This window comes from Variovorax sp. Soil_C_17 (genome assembly GCF_057657265.1).
Genome location: NZ_JBDGIT010000011.1, coordinates 24,008 through 44,434, shown reverse-complemented (window position 1 = coordinate 44,434; position 20,427 = coordinate 24,008). Strand labels below are relative to the sequence as shown.

Here is a 20,427-nt window from a genome sequence, read left to right as displayed (position 1 = left end):
CCGTCATTAGCCTTCTTGGAAGTCAGTGCACACCAACTCAAAAAAGGCATTTGGAAGATCAAAAAATTTTTGCTCCGGGTTGCGAGAACGCCAAAAAGAGATGGAAAAAAAGCCCCAAACCCGACTGCGGGATGGGGCCACTTGACGTCCGCGGCGTTCAGCGTGCGGGCCGAATCAGGGCGTACTGCGCCCATTCGCCGCGACGGAAAAGCACGCTGACGGGCTTGTTCTTGTCGGCCTTCACCAGCGCTGACTCGAACTCCTTGGCGTTGCTCACTTCGGTGTTGTTGACCGCCAGCACGATGTCGCCCTCGCGCAGGCCAGCGCGGGTCGCGGCATCGGTCGCCGAATCGATCTTCACGCCACCCTTGAGCTTGAGCTCCTTCTTCTCCGCCGCGGTGAGGTCGCTGACGGTCAGGCCCAGCGATTTGGCGGCGGCCGAAGCGGAGGGCTTGCTGGCCGGTTGCTCCTCGCGCTCCGAGGTCTGCGTCGGCTTTTCAGGCTCGAACTCGGCGATCGTCACGGTCAGGTCGCGCGAATTGCCCCGGCGGAACACGGTCACGGTGCTCTTGGTGCCGGGCTTGGTGTTGCCCACAAGACGCGGAAGATCGCTGGGCTTCTCGATGGCCTTGCCGTCGAAGCGCGTGATGATGTCGCCAGGCTCGATGCCGGCCTTCTCGCCCGGCGAGCCGGTCTCCACCCCTCGCACGAGTGCCCCCTGCGCCTTGCCAAGGCCGATGGATTCGGCGACGTCCTTCGTCACCTGATCGATCTGCACGCCGATGCGCCCGCGCGACACGCGGCCGTTCGTGCGCAGCTGCTCGCTCACGCGAATCGCCTCGTCGATGGGAATGGAAAAGGAAATCCCCATGAAACCGCCCGAACGCGAATAGATCTGGCTGTTGATCCCGACCACCTCGCCACGCATGTTGATGAGCGGTCCGCCGGAGTTGCCAGGATTGATGGCGACGTCGGTCTGGATGAAGGGCAGGTAGTCGCCGGTGTCGCGCTGCTTTGCGCTCACGATGCCGGCGGTCACAGTGTTCTCGAGGCCAAACGGCGAGCCGATGGCCATCACCCACTCGCCAACGCGCAGCTTGGAAATGTCGCCGACCTTGACCGCAGGGAGCCCGGTCGCGTCGATCTTCACGACCGCAACGTCGGTGCGCTTGTCGGCGCCGATGATCTTGGCCTTGAATTCACGCTTGTCGACCAACGTCACCAACACTTCGGAGGCGCCGTCGACCACGTGGGCGTTGGTCATCACGAAGCCGTCGGTGGTCAGGATAAAGCCGGAACCCACGCCGCGCGGGCGCGCCTCTTCCTGCGGCCCCTGGGGCCTGTTCGGGCGCGGCCCTTGCCGCGGGATGTTGGGCAATGGCTGGCCGAAGAAGCGGCGGAAGAACTCCTGCATTTCCTCGTCCATCTCACCGCTGCCACCGCGCTCCGCCACTTTCTCGACCGTGCGGATGTTGACCACGGACGGACCGACCTGATCCACCAGATCGGTGAAGTCAGGCAGCACACGGGCTTGTGTCTGCGCACTGGCAGGTGTGGCCGGCAACAGTGCGGCGCCGGAGGCGAGCATGAATGCGCCGGCCATGAGGAATGAACGGATCCTGTTCCTCTCGGTTCTGAACATCATCGGCTTCCTTCGTTGGAGAAAACTGGAAAACATGGGATATGGCGGCTCAGCGCGCGCGCACAAGGCTTTGCGCAAACGCATCGAGCGTCTGCGGCGGAACCTCGCCGACGGCGGTCAGCCACCATTCGCCATCCTTGTCCTTCAAGCGGCGTGTCAGCGTGTAGGTCGCGCCGAGCGCGAGAAGGACCTCCCGAGGCTGGCGCTGCGCGTCATAAGGCTCCACGAAAAGCGACACGGTTGCCAAGCCATCCGAGAATATCCACTGCATCGTGTGTCCTTGCCCACCGGCCGCCGCGCCGCCCATCGCGCGCCTGTAGCAGCTGACCGGGTTGAAGCCGGCGATCGGGGTACGGAGGGACCAGCCCTCCTTGGCCGGCGTGCTGCGCTGAAGCTCGGATTTCTCCACCTTGTAACCGGCCGTGCTGCTCATCATCTGCGCCAGAACATGCGCTTTGACCGGTGCATCGAGCTGGAGTTCGGAAAACGCGGACTGTTCGATCACGCGGTTATCGCCGTCCAGGGTCTGCAACTTCACCACGAGCCCAGAGCGCCGCTCGCTCCAGACGCGATAGCCGAAGCGCAAGCCGTCACGCGGCTCCAGCTGCACCACGTCGGCATCGAAGCCCGCGACGCGATCTTTGCCCACCACCCGCGCACCGTAGTAGTTTCCGATGGCGGAGTCGGGTGCACCGAGCAGGTTCGGGAACAGTTCGAGGTTCTCGCGCTTCTCGCTCTTGACGATCTTCGTCTCGGGCAGAAAGGTCACGACGTGATCATTGCGCCTGAAGGTCGAGCGCGGCGGACCGGACAGCACCTCGACGCGCTCGAGCTGAAGATCGCCCTCGCACACGTGCCAGATGCGGGCGCTCGACAAGTTCCCGCCTGCAGCAGAAACGACAAAAGTCCCGGCGTAGGAACGCTGGCGGGACGCGGCATGCATGCGCCGCAGCCAATCGACCACGCTCAAGGCCGGTGCCTCGCCGCCTGACGCACTGATCGACCCCGTCGCAGACGGCAAAGCCCGGGTCTGGGCCACGACCACCTGCGCCATGCAAAGCACAGCAACAAGAATCACCGCACCACGCGCGGACATCGGCATCGACACAGTCATTGCGGAGGTTTGCAAACGAAGGATCAGCGAGCCGGGCCGTCGAAGGTCGCGTTGCGCAGGAAGCCGGAAGGCATCTGCGAAGCGCCGCCCGCCTGCTGGTGTGCTTCGAGCAGCTGGTCCAGGCGCGGATCGCGCAGCATGACCTGCGGATTGCCATTTCCGACCACGACCCGCATCGGGGTCAGTACGGAAGTGGCCTGCGGCGAAGACGCCGTGGCGGCAAGCACGGAACCTGAGCCCTGTTGCTGTTGCTGCTGTGCCAGTTGCGCCGACGGCTGAGGACCGACGCCCCCGACCCAATTCCAACCGATGGCCGCAGCGGCCGCCAGCGAGGCCGCACCGGCCACGAGTTTCCACCGGAACACCGGCTCGTTGGCCGCCTCGGCACGTCGCAGCACAGGCATTGACGCTGCTTCCGGTGCGAGCACCGGGGCGGAGGGCTCGGCCGCCAGCCGTTGCTGGAGTCGAGAGAGGAACTGCGAGCTGTCGCTGCATGCGCTATGGACGCCGGAACGCAAGACATCCCCGACCACATGGTAGGCATGCCAGGTCGCCCGCAACTCGTCGCTGCTGCAGACCTTGTCGATCACCTGAGCGAACTCGTCGTCCCGCAGGTGCCCGTCGGCGAGTGCGGAAACCTGCTCATGGACTGTGGTTGTGTGCTTCATCTCATTCACCTGCTTACCAACGCTTGCCGGACTGGTTGTCCAGCAACGGCTTGACCCTGGCCGAAATGGCTTCGCGCGCCCGAAAAATCCGCGACCGTACCGTGCCGATCGGACAATTCATGACCTCGGCGATCTCTTCGTAGCTCATGCCTTCGATCTCGCGCAGCGTGACCGCCTGCCTCAGCTCTGCGGGCAGGGCTTCCATCGCTGCGTCGACGGCGGCCGCGATCTCGTTAGCGGCCAGCACGGATTCGGGCGTCTCGTCGCTGGTTGGTTCGTTTCCGGGCCTGTAAGTTTCATCCTCGTCCTCGGAAGACGAACGCAGCGTGCTCTCCGTCACGGTCGGATCGCGTTTCATGTCCACCAGGGCCTTCTTGGCGGTATTGACGGCGATGCGGTAGAGCCAGGTGTAGAACTGCGCCTCTCCCCTGAACTGGTGCAGGGCACGGTAAGCGCGGATGAAGGTCTCCTGGGCGATGTCCTCCACGAGGTTGACATCACGCACCATGCGGCCGATGAGCCGCTCGATCCTGCGCTGGTACTTGATGACCAGCAGTTCGAAGGCCTTCTGGTCGCCCGCAACCGTGCGCTGGACCAGCAGGAGGTCGACCTCTCCGGCCTTCGGCGCAGCGGGAGATGCGTCGGTCAAGCCGGTGTCGGGCGGCACGGGCGGTGGAGAGGCGGTCATGAAAGAGGATGTTGCGCGCCGGCGGGCGCGGACCGGGGGTCGGTCAAGGCCTGGCCGGCCGGAACGGGGCGCGAATATACCGCACGGCGCAAGTCCTGCCAGCGCTGCGGCAGGACGCGCCGTTCCAGCCAGACCCATCGGACAGCGTGCCGAGGCTCTGCCAGGCGAACCAGCAGCCAGGACTGCCCATCCAGGGCCACCTTCGCGTCGGCCGCCTGCAAGCTCGCCGCACCGGGGATCGACCAGCGCAGGCCGTCGAAATTCAACAAGGAGAGCGGGACGGGGCGCAGCAAACTCGCCCAGGCCGCTCCGCCAGCGCCAAGGACGCTCATCACCAGGAGGCCGAAGCGCCAGTCAGCCTTGCCGAGCCGAAGGCACGCCGCAACCACGCAGCAGGCGCCGCAGATCCAAAGCAGGAGAAAAAGCCGGCCGGCGATGCGCGACCGCCCCACCGGATAACTCACCGACGGGGCGCCGTGCATGGATACTGGGAATTCAAGCGCGCTTGAACACGAGCGTGCCGTTGGTGCCGCCGAACCCGAAGTTGTTCTTGACTGCGACCTCGATCTTGAGATCGCGCGCCTCGTTGGCGCAGTAATCGAGATCGCACTCCGGGTCTTGATTGAAGATGTTGATCGTCGGCGGGCTTTTCTGATGGTGAACCGCCAGCACGGTGAACACGGACTCGATGCCCCCGGCGCCGCCCAGCAGATGGCCTGTCATCGACTTTGTCGAGTTCACCACCAGCTTCCCGGCCTGCTCGCCGAAGGCCTTCTTGATCGCATTGGTTTCGTTGAGGTCACCCAAGGGCGTCGAGGTGCCATGCGCGTTCAGGTACTGGACCTGGTCGGGATTGACGCCGGCATTGTTAAGCGCCGCCACCATCGAACGACAGGGGCCGTCGACATCTGGCGCGGTCATGTGGAAGGCGTCGGCGCTCATGCCGAAGCCGGCGACTTCGGCGTAAATCTTGGCACCGCGCGCCTTGGCCCGCTCGTACTCCTCGAGCACTACCACGCCGGCGCCCTCGCCTAGCACGAAGCCGTCGCGGTCACGGTCCCACGGGCGCGAGGCGGTGGCTGGATCGTCGTTGCGGGTGGACAGCGCGCGTGCAGCAGCGAAACCGCCGATGCCGAGCGGCGAGACCGTGGACTCGGCACCGCCGGCGATCATCACGTCGGCATCGCCGTACTCGATCATCCGAGCGGAGGTACCGATGGCATGCAAGCCGGTGGTGCAGGCCGTGACGATCGCGATGTTCGGCCCCTTGAAGCCGTACTTGATCGACACATGGCCGGAGATCATGTTGATGATCGACGCCGGCACGAAGAAGGGAGAGACGCGCCGCGGACCCCGGCTGGTCAGCTCGGCATGCGTGGCCTCGATCATGGGAAGCCCCCCGATGCCCGAGCCGATGTTGCAGCCGATACGAACGGCATCCTCCTGGGACAGCGCATCGCCGGTCGGCAGGCCGCTGTCCTGCACTGCCTGCATCGCGGCAGCCAGTCCGAGATGGATGAAGCGGTCCATGTGGCGCGCTTCCTTCTCGGCGATGTACTGGGTGATGTCGAAGCCCCTCACCTCGCCTGCGAACCTGCATGCGAGCGCGCTCGCATCGAAGCTGGTGACGGTGTCGATACCGGACTTTCCGGCGAGCAGATTGGCCCAGGACTCGGCAACGGTGTTTCCGACTGGGGCAATGCAACCGAGCCCGGTCACGACGACGCGGCGTTTGGTCATGCCGGCAAACCTTTCTGGAGCCACTGAGTCCGCCCGGCGGCTTGCGCCATCATGGCAGCCGGAGCCGATGCGGGAACCCAGTGCGGCCGATATCAGGCCTTTTGATTCTTGGTGGCGTAATCGACGGCGTTCTGGACGGTCGTGATCTTCTCGGCGTCTTCGTCGGGGATCTCGATGCCGAATTCGTCTTCGAGGGCCATCACCAGTTCGACCGTGTCGAGCGAGTCCGCACCGAGATCGGCAACAAAAGCCTTTTCGTTGGTGACCTGGGACTCTTCAACGCCGAGTTGCTCGGCAATGATTTTCTTGACACGTGCTTCGATATCGCTCATTTGGTTCCCTCTGAGGGTTGTAGGTAATCAATGATTTTAGCCGGCCGGATTGTGGCATCCGGCTCCGGATCGGCGGGGCAAAAGAATTGCGCCCTGCTTTCACATATGCATGCCGCCATTGACATGCAACTCCTGTCCGGTCACATAGGCCGCCTGCGGGGACGCCAGGTAGGCAACGGCATGCGCAATGTCGGCCGGCTTGCCGAGGTGGCCGAGCGGAATCTGCGCCAGCAGTGCCTGCTGCTGGGCTTCGGGCAGATTGGCGGTCATGTCGGTCTCGATGAAGCCGGGCGCCACGCAGTTGACCGTGATGTTGCGGCTGCCGAGTTCGCGTGCAAGGGCACGGGTCATGCCCGCGACGCCGGCCTTGGCGGCGGCATAGTTGGCCTGCCCTGCATTGCCCGACGCACCGACGACGCTGGTGATGCTGACGATGCGACCGTAGCGCTGCTTCATCATCGGGCGGATCGCCGCGCGCGAGAGGCGGAAGACCGCCTTGAGATTGGTGTCGAGCACGGCGTCCCAGTCCTCGTCCTTGAGACGCATGGCCAGCATGTCGCGCGTGATGCCCGCATTGTTGACCAGTACGTGGATCGCGCCATAGGCCTTGACGATCTGGTCGATCAATGCCTCGACCGCCGGCCCGTCGTTCACATCGAGCGCCAGGCCTCTCCCGCCGTACGCTCCGAGCGCAGCCGTGATCCTGTTGGCGCCTTCCTCGGTGGTGCCGGTGCCGATGACCTGGAGGCCGCGTTGGGCCAGCTCGAGCGCGATCGCTGCCCCGATGCCGCGCGAGGCGCCGGTGACCAGGGCAACCTGGCCCTCGAATTTGGGAATGCTCATAGGAAATGGATGTTCGAAGCCCGACGCTCAGGCGCCGAGCAATTGCTGGGTTTCCGCGCGCGTGGCGGGGTCGTACACCGAGGCCGCGAAGAGTTCGGGCGAAATGCGCTTGGCCATGCCGGCGAGCACCTTGCCGGGACCGCATTCGACGATGACTTCCACGCCGCGCGCCTTCAGGGCCAGCACGCTCTCGACCCAGCGCACAGGACCCGCCGCCTGGCGCACCAGGGCATCGCGGATCCGATCGGCATCGGTTTCCACCGCAACGTCGATGTTGTTGAGGATCGGAATCTGCGGCGCAGCGAAGCTCACCGACGCGAGGCGCTCGCGCAAGGCTTCGGCGGCCGGCCGCATCAGGCTAGAATGGAAGGGCGCCGACACCGGCAAGGGCAGCGCACGCTTGGCACCCTGTGCCTTGAGCACTTCGCAGGCCTTGTCGACCGCGGCCTTGCTGCCCGCGATCACCGTCTGCATCGGATCGTTGAAGTTCACGGCCTCGACGACCTCGGCACTGCCGGGGCCGAAGCCGGCCGTCACCTCGGCACAGCCTGCCTTCACCTTCTCCGCGTCCATGCCCAGGACTGCCGCCATCGCACCCACGCCCACCGGCACGGCCTGCTGCATCGCCTGGGCTCGAAAGCGCACCAGCGGCGCGGCCTGCGCCAGCGTCAGCACACCGGAAGCGACGAGCGCGGAGTACTCGCCCAGCGAATGGCCGGCGACCAGCGCCGGCTTGGAACCGCCCTCGGCCAGCCAGGCACGCCAGGCAGCGATGCCGGCGACCAGCATCACGGGTTGCGTATTGGTCGTGAGGGCCAGCGCTTCCTTCGGGCCTTCGTGGATCAGGCGCGCGACATCCTCGTCCAGCGCGTCGGATGCTTCGCGCAGCGTCGCGGCCACGACCGGGTGATCGCCCCAGGCGTCGAGCATGCCGACCGCCTGCGAGCCCTGGCCCGGAAAAACGAAAGCGAAGGATTTCATTGTTGTGTCTCCGTTGCACGCCCCGCCCGCCCACGGGCGGTGCGTCGTCGCACTACATAGTCAATAGCACCGCGCCCCAGGTGAAGCCGCCGCCTACGCCTTCGAGCATGACCGTGTCGCCCTTCTTCACCTTGCCCGAGCGCACCGCCTCGTCCAATGCCAGCGGGATGGAGGCGGCGGACGTATTGCCATGCTCGTTGACAGTCACGACCAGCTTGTCGAGTGCGAGCTTCAGCTTGCGAGCCGTGCCTTCCATGATGCGGATGTTGGCCTGATGCGGGATCAGCCAATCGATGTCCGCATCGGTCTTGCCGGCCTTCTGCAGGCAGGCGCGCGCCGCCTCTTCCAGCACGCGGACGGCCAGCTTGAACACGGCCTGTCCATCCATATGGAGCAACGGCGTGCCGAGCACATCACCACCCGAGACATGGCCCGGAACGCACAGAATGCCGACGTGTTTGCCATCGGCATGCAGATCGCTCGCCAGGATGCCGGGCTCGGCACTGGCCTCGAGCACGACCGCGCCGGCGCCATCGCCGAATAGCACGCAGGTGGTGCGGTCGTTGAAATCGAGGATGCGCGAGAACACTTCCGCGCCGATGACCAGCGCGCACTTGGCGCTGCCGGTACGGATCATCGCGTCCGCCACGGTCAACGCGTAGACGAAGCCGCTGCATACCGCTTGCACATCGAAGGCGGGACAGCCGGAAATGCCGAGTTTGCTTTGAAGAATGGCGGCCGACGAGGGAAACACCATGTCGGGCGTGGAGGTCGCCACGATGATGAGATCGATGTCAGCGGCGCTGCGGCCCGCGGCTTCGAGCGCTTGCTTGGCTGCCTGCAGCCCCAGATCGCTGCTCGCCACCTCGGGCGCCGCGAAATGGCGCGCGCGAATGCCGGTTCGCTCGACGATCCATTGATCGGACGTCTCGATGCCACGCACCGCCAGATCGCGGGCAAGGTCGTCATTGGTCACTCGACGCGGCGGCAGGTAACCGCCGGTGCCGGTGATGCGAGAAAAAGGAGTCATCAAACGTGGAGTGCCGCCGTGTCGACCGGCGTCGCCGGCTCTTGCCGCGCGAGCAGTGGCGCGGCGTGGGCGATGCGGGCCCGCACGCGATCGAGCAGGTTGTTGCGAGCGGCATCATAAGCGCGATCGAGCGCATGACCGAAAGCCACGTCGTCAGCAGAACCGTGGCTCTTGAACACGAGTCCGCGCAGTCCCAGCAGGGCAGCGCCGTTGTACCGCCGGTGGTCCAATCGGCGCTTGAGTGCCTTTAGCACCGGATAGGACACGATCGCGGCAAATTTGCTGAAAATGTTGCTCGAATACTCGATTCGAAGGAAATCGACGATCATCGATGCCACACCTTCCGTGGCCTTCAAAGTGATGTTGCCAACGAAGCCGTCGCAAACCACGATGTCCGTCGTACCCTTGAAAATGTCGTTGCCTTCGACGTTGCCGTAGAAATTCAGATCGTCGGAACTTGCTGCCTTGCGGAGCAATTGACTGGCCTTCTTGATTGTTTCGCTGCCCTTGATCGCTTCTTCGCCGACATTGAGCAAACCGACCGACGGTGACTCGTTCCCGGTCAGCGCAGAGACCAGCGCGGAGCCCAGCACCGCGAACTGCAGCAGGTCCTCGGCGTCGCAGTCCACATTGGCGCCCAGATCGAGCACCGTGGTGGCGCCGCCCTTGCTGTTGGGAAGCTGCGGAGCGATGGCCGGCCGGTCGATCCCCTCGAGGGTCTTGAGCAGATAGCGCGCAATGGCCATGAGGGCGCCGGTGTTGCCGGCCGAGACCGCCGCGTGAGCCGCGCCGTCCTTCACCTGCTGGATCGCGACCCGCATCGACGAGTCCTTTTTCTTCCGCAGCGCAACCTCGATCGGGTCGTCCATGCCGACCACTTCGCTGGCCGCAATCACCTGGGCACGCGGATGCGAAAAGCCAGCCATCGCAGCCGGCGCACCCACAAGGAGCAGCGAGGCCTCGGCGTGGCGCTCGAGAAAAGCCCGGCAAGCCGCGAGCGTGACGCGCGGCCCATGGTCTCCCCCCATGCAATCGACGGCCAGCGTGATCGCGGAGGGTGCGGAAGCAGTGGATTCGGAAGGCGTAGCCATCAAAACAAAGGCCCGACGCTACAGCAAAAGTAGCTTCGGGCCTTCAGCCTTGAAACAGCAGATCAGGCTTCTGACTTTGTCTTGAGCACCTTGCGGCCGCGGTAGAAGCCGTTCGGGCTGATGTGGTGCCGCAGGTGCGTCTCGCCGGTGGTCGGCTCGACAGCCAGGCCCGGCGTGCCCAATGCGTTGTGGGAACGATGCATGCCGCGCTTGGACGGCGACTTTTTGTTTTGCTGGACAGCCATGCTGGCTCCTGAAAGTGTTCGGGTGAGTGGGCGGGCACGCGCTCGACCGGAAGTCCTGACGGCCCCTGCCGTACATTGGCCACATGCAAAGGGCGGCGCGCGCGAAGCCCATGATTATAGCCCCATTCGGGCACTCGACGCCAGTTTGGCAATTCGGGGCCTATTTCTGCTTGTCGGAGCGCAGCGTGCCGAGTACGGCGAACGGCTTGGGGCGAGCGGCATCGGCGGCTTCGAAATCGGGATCCGCCGCCGACATCTTCACCGGCTCCGGGCACTGTTCATGTCGCGGGGTGACGGGGATTTCCATCAGCAGTTCGTCCTCGATCAAGGCGTGCAGGTCGAAATCGCGGCTGACGACGAGTACATCCTCCTCGGACTCCTCGTCTTCGGCGGCTGCAGTGTCTTCATCCGCGACGAATCTGAACCAGCGATCGACCTGCAGTTCGACATCGACGGGCGTCAGGCAGCGTTGACAGATCAGCGGCACCATGGTCGACGCGGTCAGATGAAGCCAGGGAACCGGGGTTCCGGCCTGCCCGTCGTGCTCAGCGCCGACGGCCTCCCACTGCACGCGCGCATGGGCCGCCGGACCGGCCAACTCGGCGCTCAGGCGCGGATAGGCCTGGAGGGGCTCGGCGCCTGAAAGCGTCGCGGCCGCCTCGGCGAAGTGGCTCACATCGAGCCTGCCGGGGGTGAATTCTCTGCTCATCGGCGCCAGTCTAAACCGCTCACGCACAATCATGGGCCATGCAACGCCCCGTGATACTTGCCTCGACCTCGCGCTACCGCCGCGAGCTCCTCGGCCGCCTTCGGCTGCCCTTCGATGTTCAGCCGCCGGAGGTCGACGAAACTCCGTTGCCGGGCGAGACGCCGCGCGCCCTGGCTGAAAGGCTGGCCCTCGAAAAGGCGCTGGCGGTGGCCCGCCGCTTTCCCGAGGCCGTGGTGATCGGTTCCGACCAAGTGGCCGACCTTGCGGGGGAACCGCTCGGCAAGCCCGGCGACCACGCCCGCGCGATCGCCCAGCTGCGACGCATGCGCGGCCAGACGCTCGTGTTCCAGACCGCAGTCGCCGTGGTCTGCCTGGCCAGCCGCTTCTCGCAGCGCGAGCTCGCGCCCGTGCGCGTCGTGTTCCGCAACTACAGCGATGCGGCCATCGAAAGCTATCTGCTCGCGGAGCAGCCCTACGACTGCGCCGGCAGCGCCAAAAGCGAAGGCCTCGGCATCGCGCTGCTGGATGCCATCGACAGCGACGATCCCACAGCCCTCGTGGGCCTGCCGCTGATCCGCACGGCCAACATGCTGCGCGCGGCCGGGGTCGATCTCCTGTGAGCCGGGGCAAGCTCTATCTGGTCCCAGCGCCGCTGGATTTCGGCTGCGACTCGCAGGCCCCTTTGCAGGAGGTGATGCCGCTAGGCACCCTGCAGGCCGCCGCGGGCCTCACCCATTGGATCTGCGAGAACGCAAAGTCGGCCCGCGCCTTTCTCAAGCGCATCGATGGCGTGGTGCCGCTGGCCGCGCCGCTGCAGGCGCAGCAGATCCAGGAGTTGCCGCGCGAGGTGCACAAGAAGGGTGACCACCAAGCAGGCCAGTTCGACGCGCGGCCGCTGCTCGCCGCGGCGCTGGCCGGCAACGACATCGGACTGCTCAGCGAGGCCGGCATGCCTGCCGTCGCCGATCCCGGGTCTTCCGTGGTGCGCGCCGCCCATGAGCTGGGCATCGCGGTGATGCCTCTCATCGGGCCGGTGTCGCTGCTGCTCGCCCTCGCGGCCAGCGGGCTCAACGGCCAGAATTTCGCCTTCGTCGGTTACCTTCCGCAAGACGCGGACGCGCGCACGCAGCGCATCCGCGAACTCGAATCGCTCGCGCTGCGCACCGGCCAGACCCAACTCTTCATCGAGACGCCCTACCGCAATGCGGCCCTGCTCCAAGCCTTGATGCAGACCCTCCAGCACAACACCCGCCTGGCGGTGGCTCGCGGGCTCACGCTCGCGAGCGCCGACATCCGCAGCGAAACGGTCAAGGCCTGGCGTGCCAGGCCGCCGGGTACCGACGACCGGATGCCGGCCGTATTCGCGATCGGACGCTAGAGCCATGTCTGCCACCGTGCTGCAACTGTCCGCCCGCATGCGCTGGGCCTCGCGTACCCAGTTCTTCGCGTCGGGTTTCATTTTTGCTACCTGGGGCGTCCATATCCCGACGGTAAAGGCCCACTACGGCGTCACGGAGGCGGAGCTCGGCTTGGCCATGCTCGCGGCCGGCGTGGGCGCCCTGCTGGGCTTGACCCAGGCGAGCCGCTGGATCGGGCGCTACGGCGCGCGGGCCACGGCCGGTCTCTGCGGTGCGGTCTACGCGCTGCTGCTGGCCGGCCTGCTGGTCATGCCGGGCTACGCCGCACTGCTGGGACTGCTGGCGGCCTTCGGCATCGTCACCAGCGTGTTCGATGTGGCGATCAACACGGAAGCCGCAGAACTCGAGCTGCGCAACGGCCATCCGCTCATGAGCGGGATGCACGGCATGTTCAGCCTGGGCGGCATGGCCGGGGCGGTGACCGGCAGCGCCGCACTGGCCGCCGGCGTGGCACCGCAGTCGCACCTGACGCTTGTCGCGGTGGCAATGGCCCTCGCGGTCGTGCTTTCCGCCCAGTGGATGCTGCCCAGGGAGGCCACCGCTTTCGCCGTGGGCAACGAAGGCTTCCGACTGCCTCGCGGCGCACTTGTGATCCTCGGCGTGCTGGCCGCTCTCGGCCTGATCGCCGAGGGCGCGATCTATGACTGGAGCGTGCTCTACCTCAAGCAGGAGCTGGGCAGCCCGCAGCAGCAGGCCGCCCTTGCCTATGCCAGCTTCTCGGCCGCGATGGCTGCGACACGCTTCGGCGGCGACGCGATGCGGGCGCGCTTCGCGCCGGCCGTGCTGCTGCGCGGCAGCGCCTTGCTGGCCGCCGCATCCATGACGCTGGTCCTGTCGACCGACGCGCCCTGGCTGGCGCTGGCCGGGTTCGCCGGCGTGGGAGCGGGGTTCGCCAACGTGGTGCCCATCCTTTTCGCCGCCTCGGCGAGGGTGCCGGGCGTCGAGCCGGCACGCGGCATTGCCGCAGTGTCGGCAGCGGCCTACCTGGGCTTCATGGCGGGGCCGCCCGTGATCGGCTTTCTCGCCGAGGTCAGTTCCCTGACCGCGGCGCTCTATGTGGTGGTGGCCTTCGCCGTGGCGCTCGCGGCATCGTCGCGCTGGGCGGACCCGGCCTGATCAACGCAGCGCCGGCACGCTGCGCATCGCACGCACCGAAGCATCTCCCAGTGCCGCACCGAACTTCTTGGCCAGTTTTTCGGCCACGTTGTCGCGGCGGGTGTAGTCGATGACTTCCTCGGCCTTGATGATTTCACGCGCGACGAAGTCGACATTGCCGAGCTGGTCCGCCAGCCCCAGGTCCACGGCCTGCTGGCCGCTCCAGAACAGGCCGCTGAAGAGGCCCGGCGTGCCGGTTTTCAGACGATCGCCCCGGCCCTTCTTGACCACGTCGATGAATTGCGCGTGGATCTGCTCGAGCATCTGCTGAGCATGCGCGCGCTGGGCGTCGCTCATCGGGCTGAAAGGGTCCAGGAAGCCCTTGTTCTCGCCGGCCGTCAGCAGCCGGCGCTCCACGCCGACCTTCTCCATGAGCCCGGTGAAGCCGAAGCCGTCCATCAGCACGCCGATGCTGCCGACGATGCTGGCCTTGTCGACGAAGACCCTGTCGGTCGCCGCGGCGATGTAATAGGCCGCGGAGGCGCAGGTCTCCTCGACCACCGCGTATACCGGCTTGTTGTGCTTGGCCCGCAGGCGGCGGATCTCGTCGTTGATGATGCCGGCCTGCACCGGGCTTCCGCCGGGCGAATTGATCAAGAGCACGACGCCCTTGGCGCCCTCGTCCTCGAAGGCGGTCTTCATCGCCGCCACGACGAACTCCGCGCTCGCATCGGCGCCGTTGGCGATCTCGCCCTTGATTTCGACGACCGCCGTGTGCGCGGTGGTCTTGGCGGCGGTTGGCGTGCCCTTCGAGACGGCGAGCCAGACCAGGAAGATGAAGAAGGCGAGCCAGCTCAGCCGCACGAAGGTCTTCCAGCGCCGTGCGGCCTGCTGCTCGCGCAGGCTGGCGAAGGCGAGCTTCTCGAGCGTCGTGCGCTCCCAGCCGGGTTGCTGGGTCGGATCGTTCCTCGAGCTGCGCGCCGGGGCGGCGCGCTCGAATGGCTCGAAACCCTCGGGTTCCGTGCGGTGCGGGTCGGTCATGTCAGCGCCCGCCCGGCCGCCCGAAAGGCGCTGAGCGACCCCTCGGGGGGCAGCGATACACGAAGTGATGAGCGTGGGGGCATTTCATTCAAGGGGTTGGAGGTTCCAGGCAGTATGCCAGTGCACCACGCCGTCCCGTTCGCTCAACGCGATCTTCACGAGGCCCCCTCGGCAGGGGCCGCCGGCGCATTCGCCGGTGTCCGGCTTGTAGACCGCCCCATGGGTCGCGCACAGCAGCCATTGCCCGCTGTCGTCGAAGAAGCGATCCGGCTGGAAGTCCAGTTCCATCGCCACGTGACTGCAGCGATTCAGATAGGCGTGCACCTGGCCTTCGAATCGGATTGCGAAGGCCCTGCAGGTCTGGCCGCCAAACGCCACATCGAAAGGCACGGCGCGGCCGCCCTCGACCAGGTCGGCAGCATTGCACAGGGGAATGCTTTCGCTCATCCCGCAATTCTCATGCGTTGTCGAGAAGCCACTGCGTCAGACCGGACACCGAATGCGCCACGTACAGCGGCTGCAGGGGGTCGAAGGTCTCGTGCTCATGCGCGCCGTAGCTCACCCCCACGCTCGCGCAGCCGGCATTGATCGCGAGCTGCAGGTCGTGCGTGGTGTCGCCGATCATCAGGGTGCGCTCGGCCGGCACTTCCGTCTCTTCCATCAGCTCCAGCAGCATCCGCGGATGCGGCTTGCCGAAGGTCTCGTCCGCCGTGCGGGAGGCGTCGAAGCGCTCGCGAAGCGCGACGGTGGCCAGCGCCTCGTCCAGGCCGCGCCGCGACTTGCCGGTGGCCACAGCCAGCTTGTGGCCTCGGGCATGGAGGGCGTCGAGCATCGGAAGGACGCCGTCGAACAGCACGAGGTCGTCCTGATGCTTGAGATAGTGATAGCGATAGCGGGCCCCGAGCTCGGCGTATTTCTCGCGCGGCACATCGGGTGCGGCGCGGGCCAACGCCTCGGCCAGGCCCAGGCCGATCACCCACGCGGCGTCGTTCTCGCTGGGCTTGGCGCCGCCGACATCGACCACCGCGGCCTGGATGCAGCGCACGATGAGCCGGGTGGAGTCATAGAGGGTGCCGTCCCAATCGAAGGCGATCAGGTCGAAGCGGCGTGGGCGGATGTCAATCATGGGCAAGGGAAGGAGCAGGAAGGGCAAGCACGTCGAGCGCCGGCTGCGGCATCAGCGCCCGAAGTTCGGGCGGCAGCTCGGCCTGCAGCGCCATGCGCTCGCCGCTTACGGGGTGAGTGAACTGGAGGCGCCAGGCATGCAGGAACATGCGCTTGAGGCCGAGCTTCTGCAACGCGCGATTGCGCTCGAAGTCGCCGTACTTGTCGTCCCCGGCGATCGCATGGCCGCCGGATGCGAGGTGGACGCGGATCTGGTGCGTGCGGCCGGTCTTGATGGTGACGGCGAGCAGCGAAAAGGCTGCCGGCTCGATCGGCAGCGAGACGCGCGCCAGCACCTTCACCAGCGTCACGGCGCGCATCGCGTCCGGGTGGTCCTTGGCGACGACGCGCACGCGCCGCTCCCCCGGCTCCGTCGAACCCGGCTTGCCCGGCAGCAGGTAGCGTGCGAGCGCTGCGTCGAGCACCTTCTTGTTGGCAGGCCAGTCGCCCTCGACCAGCGCCAGGTAGGTCTTGCCGGTCTCGCGCTCGCGGAACTGGTCCTGCAGGCCCGTCAGCGCGCTGCGCTTCTTGGCGACCAGCAGGATGCCCGAGGTCTCCCGATCCAGGCGGTGCACGAGTTCCAGGAATCGCGCCGCGGGCCGCGCGGTGCGCAGCTGCTCGATCACGCCGGAGCTCACGCCGCTGCCGCCATGAACGGCCACCCCGGCAGGCTTGTCGAGCGCGAGCAGCACGTCGTCTTCATATAACAAGGGAAATTCGCGGGCCGGAGCAGTCGGCGGGCGGCCCTCCCCTTCGGTCCGGACGGCCATCCGCAGCGGCGGCAGCCGCAGCACGTCGCCCGCCTCCAGGCGGGTTTCGGCCTGCGCCCGGCCCTTGTTGATGCGCACCTCGCCCGACCGGATGATCCGGTAGACATGGGTCTTGGGGACTCCCTTGAGCTCTCTGAACAGGAAGTTGTCGAGCCTTTGACCCGCGAATTCATCGTCGACCGTCAGAAAGCGAACTTCTGCTGCCGCGGGGCTTGGCTTCGCACCTATAATGTTTTTCACCAGCGCGGTCTTGTAAGTGCTTGATTAATCAGAAGTTTAGAGCACTGCCGGCAGCGCTGCGAGGTCGATGCCGCTTGGGCGTTGAATCTGCAGGCTACGCGCAAGAGTGCAAAGCGGCAGGCGCCACGTTCAAGTCAAGCCGACGCCCACGAAACACCGATACGGAATACCAGCCGGCAGGCGACAAGCTGCCGGCGGATCGAAGCGAGTCCCTTGTGTTGATGCTGCTGATTCAACTTTGCCTGCGCTGGCTGATGCCGGTGCCCTCGGGCGTTGAGTCATCGGTAGCGCCTTTCTCCACCGCGCCAGTTGCCATCGAAAACATGGCAAGTCAACATCACATCGGGCTCGCGCCCATCCACGCGCCCCCACCCTTGCTGCGCTTGAGCTGACGCTCAATCCAGGTTGCGCGCGCTCGCGCGCCGACCGGCAGCCGGGGTCAAGCGGCAATTCCTCCTTCGTTTCGCGAAGCGTCGTCCGTGCATCGTGGGTCCGTCATGGACCGGTGAGAACGAAGACACGACAAAGGAAACGCATCATGAAGCGGATGCTGATCAACGCCACGCAGGCAGAAGAACGCCGCCTGGCCATCGTCGACGGGCAGAAGCTCCTCGACTACGAGATCGAGATCGAAGGGCGCGAGCAGCGCAAGGGCAACATCTACAAGGCGGTGGTGACGCGCGTCGAGCCTTCGCTGGAGGCCTGCTTCGTCGACTACGGCGAGGACCGTCACGGCTTCCTTCCGTTCAAGGAAATCTCCAAGCAAAATTTCGCCGAGGGCGTGTCGGCCAGCCAGGCCCGCATCCAGGATGCGATCAAGGAAGGCCAGGAACTGGTGGTCCAGGTCGAGAAGGAAGAACGGGGCAACAAGGGCGCGGCCCTGACCACCTTCATCTCGCTGGCCGGCCGCTACGTGGTGCTGATGCCCAACAACCCGCGCGGCGGTGGCGTCAGCCGGCGCATCGAGGGCGACGACCGCGCCGAGCTCAAGGAGGCGATGGACCAGCTCGAATACCCCAAGGGCATGAGCATCATCGCGCGCACCGCGGGCATCGGCCGCTCGGCGCCCGAGCTGCAGTGGGACTTGAACTACCTGCTCAAGCTCTGGGCCGCGATCGACGGCGCCGCCAAGGGCGGCAAGGGCGCCTTCCTGATCTACCAGGAGTCGTCGCTGGTGATCCGCGCGATCCGCGACTACTTCAATCACGACATCGGCGACATCCTGATCGACACCGACGACATCTACGACCAGGCGCAGCAGTTCATGGCGCACGTGATGCCGGAACATGCCTCGCGCGTGAAGCGCTACCGCGATGACGCCGCGTTGTTCAGCCGCTTCCAGATCGAGCACCAGATCGAGTCGGCCTATGCACGCACGGTACAGCTGCCCAGCGGCGGTGCCATCGTGATCGACCACACCGAGGCGCTGGTCTCGGTCGACGTGAACTCGGCGCGCGCCATCAAGGGCGGCGACATCGAGGAGACGGCCACCCGCACCAACCTCGAGGCTGCCGACGAGGTGGCGCGCCAGATGCGCCTGCGAGATCTCGGCGGCCTGATCGTCATCGACTTCATCGACATGGACGAATCGAAGAACCGCCGCGAAGTCGAAAGCCGCCTGCGCGACGCGCTGCGCCAGGACCGCGCGCGCGTGCAGTTCGGCTCGATCAGCAAGTTCGGCCTGATGGAGATGAGCCGACAGCGTCTCAAGCCCGCACTCTCCGAAGGCTCATCGATCCCCTGCCCCCGCTGCGGCGGCTCGGGCCACATCCGCGACACCGAATCGAGCGCGCTGCAGATCCTGCGCATCATTCAGGAAGAGTCGATGAAGGACAACACGGCCGCCGTACACGTGCAGGTGCCGGTCGAAGTCGCCTCCTTCCTGCTCAACGAAAAGCGCCCCGAGATCGCCAAGATCGAGCTCAAGCAGCGCGTCACCGTGCTGATGGTGCCCAACAAGACGCTGGAGACGCCCAACTACAAGCTGGAGCGCCTGAAGCACGACGACCCGCGCCTCGATCACATCGAGGCCAGCTACAAGATGGCCGACGAGATCGAGGACCCGACTTCGGTCACGCGGCGCTCGCAGGAGCCCACCAATCGTCAGACGCCGGTGATCAAGGGCGTGCTGCCCGATGCGCCCGCACCGGTGGTGCCCCCCAAGCCCGAAGCGGTGCACCCGCCCGTGGCAGCGCCCGCCCCCGTCGCTCCGCGGCCCGCTGCGGCTCCGGAACCGGCAGAGGCCGGCTTTTTCGGCTTTATCAAGCGCCTGTTCGGCGCGACGCCGCCGGCGCCTGCACCTGCACCTGCACCGGCGGTCATTCCCGTCGAAGCGCCCAAGCCGCGCCGGGAAGGCGGCCGCGGCGGTCGCGACGGCGAAACGCGCACCGCGCGCGAAGGCGAACAGCGCCGCGGCGCACGCGGCGAAGGCCGAGGCGGCCGTGATGGCGAACGCCGCGGTGGACGTACCGGCGAGCGCCGGGAGGGCAGCGAGCGCCGCGAGGGCGAGCGTCGAGAAGGACGCGAAACGCGCGGCGAAGCGCGCAACGACGCACAGATCCGCGAGCCGCGGGAACCCCGCGAGGCACGCGCACCGCGCGACGGCGAGCGCCGCGGCCGTGGCGAGCGGCGCGACAGCGAGCCGCGCCAGACGCCGGCCGACGCCGAGGTCCAGCTCGACACGCAAGCGCTTGCACCGAGCGGCATCACGGGCGATGAGGTCGTGGCCCCGGCGGAACGTGCGCCGCGCGGACGCGGTGAGCGCCGCGACCGCGGCGAACGCAGCGCCGAGACCGTGCGCGACGCCGGTAGCGATTCCGTCCTACCGGAGGCCGAGCGCGGCTCCCGCAGCGGCCGCGAGGAGCGCGCTCCCCGCGGCGAGGGCCGGCGTGAACGTCGCGGCGAAGGAGCGCCACGCAACGCCGAAAGCTCCACCACGGAAGAAGCACCCCTGGCTGCAGAGAGCGCCACGGATGCAGCAAGCGGGGAAGGTGCGCCGCGCCGTGATGGTGATGAGCGCCGCGGCCGTTCGCGTGACCGCTATGGGCGCGACCGTCGCGAACGCGCCCCGCGCGGTGAAGAAGCCGAGGCCGACGCTGTCGCGGCGCAGCCGCTCGATGCGGCCGGCGCGAACGGCACCGTGGAGCTCGATACGCTGCCCAGGGCGCGTGCCGAGAGGCCCACGGCACCGCCGCCCTCGGCTCCCATCGTCGTCGAGGCGCCGGCCCCGCGCTCGCGCGCGCTGCCGAAGGTCCAGCCCTACGATTTGCCGCTGGACGAACTTGCCCAGATTGCCGTGGGCTCCGGCCTGCAATGGGTGAACTCCAACGCGGAGCGGGTGGCCGAGGTCCGCGCGGCGATCGCGGCGGAACCCCAGCCGGTCCACGTGCCGCGCGAACGGCCGCAGGCCATCGTGGTCGACGAAGGCCCGTTGATCCTGGTCGAGACGCGTCGCGACCTCGGCCATCTGGTTCTGCCATTCGAAGAGCCTGGCCGCGAGATCGGCGGGCGCCAGTAAGACTGGCCTGCGCAGGAGGCGAGCCGCCTCCGTTCCTCTCTCGTCATTCGCCGAGAGCGGCACACACGAAGGCCGCGCCAGAATTGGCGCGGCCTTTTT

The 20,427-nt window shown here is 66.6% G+C and carries 22 protein-coding genes; 5 read left to right on the top strand and 17 right to left on the bottom strand.

What is annotated here, in order from left to right:
* Window positions 1-157 precede the first annotated feature (157 nt).
* From AC3A6Y_RS30150 to AC3A6Y_RS30090, 13 genes are all read right to left on the bottom strand, one after another.
* Window positions 158-1,603, bottom strand: coding sequence for a DegQ family serine endoprotease (locus AC3A6Y_RS30150; RefSeq protein WP_487871896.1), 1,446 nt, complete (start codon window positions 1,601-1,603; stop codon window positions 158-160).
* An 88-nt stretch (window positions 1,604-1,691) separates the two neighbouring features.
* Window positions 1,692-2,756, bottom strand: coding sequence for a MucB/RseB C-terminal domain-containing protein (locus tag AC3A6Y_RS30145; RefSeq protein WP_487871895.1), 1,065 nt, complete (start codon window positions 2,754-2,756; stop codon window positions 1,692-1,694).
* 23 nt (window positions 2,757-2,779) lie between these two features.
* Window positions 2,780-3,424, bottom strand: coding sequence for a sigma-E factor negative regulatory protein (locus AC3A6Y_RS30140; protein WP_487871973.1), 645 nt, complete (start codon window positions 3,422-3,424; stop codon window positions 2,780-2,782).
* 13 nt (window positions 3,425-3,437) lie between these two features.
* A complete protein-coding gene (gene rpoE, locus AC3A6Y_RS30135) occupies window positions 3,438-4,112 on the bottom strand; it encodes an RNA polymerase sigma factor RpoE (RefSeq protein WP_487871894.1) in 675 nt (224 codons plus the stop codon).
* A complete protein-coding gene (locus AC3A6Y_RS30130; protein ID WP_487871893.1) occupies window positions 4,109-4,594 on the bottom strand; it encodes a hypothetical protein in 486 nt (161 codons plus the stop codon). Before AC3A6Y_RS30130 ends, rpoE begins: the two co-directional genes overlap by 4 nt.
* A gap of 13 nt (window positions 4,595-4,607) precedes the next feature.
* Window positions 4,608-5,852 (bottom strand): beta-ketoacyl-ACP synthase II, encoded by a 1,245-nt coding sequence (gene fabF / locus AC3A6Y_RS30125; protein WP_487871892.1) that lies wholly within the window; start codon window positions 5,850-5,852, stop codon window positions 4,608-4,610.
* Between the two features lie 92 nt (window positions 5,853-5,944).
* A complete protein-coding gene (acpP, locus tag AC3A6Y_RS30120; protein ID WP_007830471.1) occupies window positions 5,945-6,184 on the bottom strand; it encodes an acyl carrier protein in 240 nt (79 codons plus the stop codon).
* A 99-nt stretch (window positions 6,185-6,283) separates the two neighbouring features.
* Window positions 6,284-7,027, bottom strand: a complete 744-nt coding sequence (gene fabG, locus AC3A6Y_RS30115) for a 3-oxoacyl-ACP reductase FabG (protein WP_487871891.1) — start codon at window positions 7,025-7,027, stop codon at window positions 6,284-6,286.
* Window positions 7,028-7,054: 27 nt separating this feature from the next.
* Window positions 7,055-8,008: an ACP S-malonyltransferase gene (gene fabD, locus AC3A6Y_RS30110; RefSeq protein ID WP_487871890.1), complete on the bottom strand. Its 954-nt coding sequence runs from the start codon at window positions 8,006-8,008 to the stop codon at window positions 7,055-7,057.
* A 52-nt stretch (window positions 8,009-8,060) separates the two neighbouring features.
* Complete coding sequence (locus AC3A6Y_RS30105) at window positions 8,061-9,038, bottom strand: beta-ketoacyl-ACP synthase III (protein ID WP_487871889.1); 978 nt, start codon at window positions 9,036-9,038, stop codon at window positions 8,061-8,063.
* A complete protein-coding gene (gene plsX / locus AC3A6Y_RS30100; RefSeq protein ID WP_487871888.1) occupies window positions 9,038-10,129 on the bottom strand; it encodes a phosphate acyltransferase PlsX in 1,092 nt (363 codons plus the stop codon). Before plsX ends, AC3A6Y_RS30105 begins: the two co-directional genes overlap by 1 nt.
* A 62-nt stretch (window positions 10,130-10,191) precedes the next feature.
* Window positions 10,192-10,374: a 50S ribosomal protein L32 gene (rpmF, locus tag AC3A6Y_RS30095; RefSeq protein ID WP_006297202.1), complete on the bottom strand. Its 183-nt coding sequence runs from the start codon at window positions 10,372-10,374 to the stop codon at window positions 10,192-10,194.
* Window positions 10,375-10,534: 160 nt separating this feature from the next.
* On the bottom strand, window positions 10,535-11,083 hold the full coding sequence (locus AC3A6Y_RS30090; RefSeq protein WP_487871887.1) for a YceD family protein: 549 nt from the start codon (window positions 11,081-11,083) through the stop codon (window positions 10,535-10,537).
* Window positions 11,084-11,121: 38 nt separating this feature from the next.
* Here AC3A6Y_RS30090 and AC3A6Y_RS30085 point away from each other — a divergent pair, with 38 nt between their 5' ends.
* The 3 genes from AC3A6Y_RS30085 to AC3A6Y_RS30075 are packed head-to-tail and all read left to right on the top strand — an operon-like array spanning window position 11,122 to window position 13,617.
* Complete coding sequence (locus tag AC3A6Y_RS30085) at window positions 11,122-11,703, top strand: Maf family protein (RefSeq protein ID WP_487871886.1); 582 nt, start codon at window positions 11,122-11,124, stop codon at window positions 11,701-11,703.
* Entirely contained in the window at window positions 11,700-12,461 is a 762-nt protein-coding gene (locus tag AC3A6Y_RS30080; protein ID WP_487871885.1) for an SAM-dependent methyltransferase, read from the top strand. Before AC3A6Y_RS30085 ends, AC3A6Y_RS30080 begins: the two co-directional genes overlap by 4 nt.
* Before the next feature lie 4 nt (window positions 12,462-12,465).
* Complete coding sequence (locus AC3A6Y_RS30075; protein ID WP_487871884.1) at window positions 12,466-13,617, top strand: MFS transporter; 1,152 nt, start codon at window positions 12,466-12,468, stop codon at window positions 13,615-13,617.
* On the opposite strand, the gene AC3A6Y_RS30070 is transcribed toward AC3A6Y_RS30075, so the two are convergent.
* From AC3A6Y_RS30070 to AC3A6Y_RS30055, 4 genes are all read right to left on the bottom strand, one after another.
* On the bottom strand, window positions 13,618-14,637 hold the full coding sequence (locus AC3A6Y_RS30070) for a S49 family peptidase (RefSeq protein ID WP_487871883.1): 1,020 nt from the start codon (window positions 14,635-14,637) through the stop codon (window positions 13,618-13,620).
* 84 nt (window positions 14,638-14,721) lie between these two features.
* Window positions 14,722-15,084 (bottom strand): Rieske (2Fe-2S) protein, encoded by a 363-nt coding sequence (locus tag AC3A6Y_RS30065; RefSeq protein WP_487871882.1) that lies wholly within the window; start codon window positions 15,082-15,084, stop codon window positions 14,722-14,724.
* A 10-nt stretch (window positions 15,085-15,094) separates the two neighbouring features.
* Window positions 15,095-15,763 carry an HAD family hydrolase gene (locus AC3A6Y_RS30060; RefSeq protein ID WP_487871881.1) on the bottom strand — a complete coding sequence of 223 codons (669 nt, stop codon included), beginning with the start codon at window positions 15,761-15,763 and terminating at the stop codon, window positions 15,095-15,097.
* Entirely contained in the window at window positions 15,756-16,811 is a 1,056-nt protein-coding gene (locus tag AC3A6Y_RS30055; RefSeq protein ID WP_487871880.1) for an RluA family pseudouridine synthase, read from the bottom strand. The genes AC3A6Y_RS30060 and AC3A6Y_RS30055 overlap by 8 nt, the downstream gene beginning before the upstream one ends.
* Window positions 16,812-16,885: 74 nt before the next feature.
* Here AC3A6Y_RS30055 and AC3A6Y_RS30050 point away from each other — a divergent pair, with 74 nt between their 5' ends.
* Both AC3A6Y_RS30050 and AC3A6Y_RS30045 read left to right on the top strand, forming a co-directional pair.
* The gene (locus AC3A6Y_RS30050; RefSeq protein ID WP_487871879.1) at window positions 16,886-17,203 is read left to right on the top strand and encodes a hypothetical protein; all 318 of its coding nucleotides are present in this window, start codon (window positions 16,886-16,888) and stop codon (window positions 17,201-17,203) included.
* 146 nt (window positions 17,204-17,349) lie between these two features.
* Window positions 17,350-20,328, top strand: a complete 2,979-nt coding sequence (locus AC3A6Y_RS30045; protein ID WP_487871878.1) for an Rne/Rng family ribonuclease — start codon at window positions 17,350-17,352, stop codon at window positions 20,326-20,328.
* Window positions 20,329-20,427: the final 99 nt, after the last annotated feature.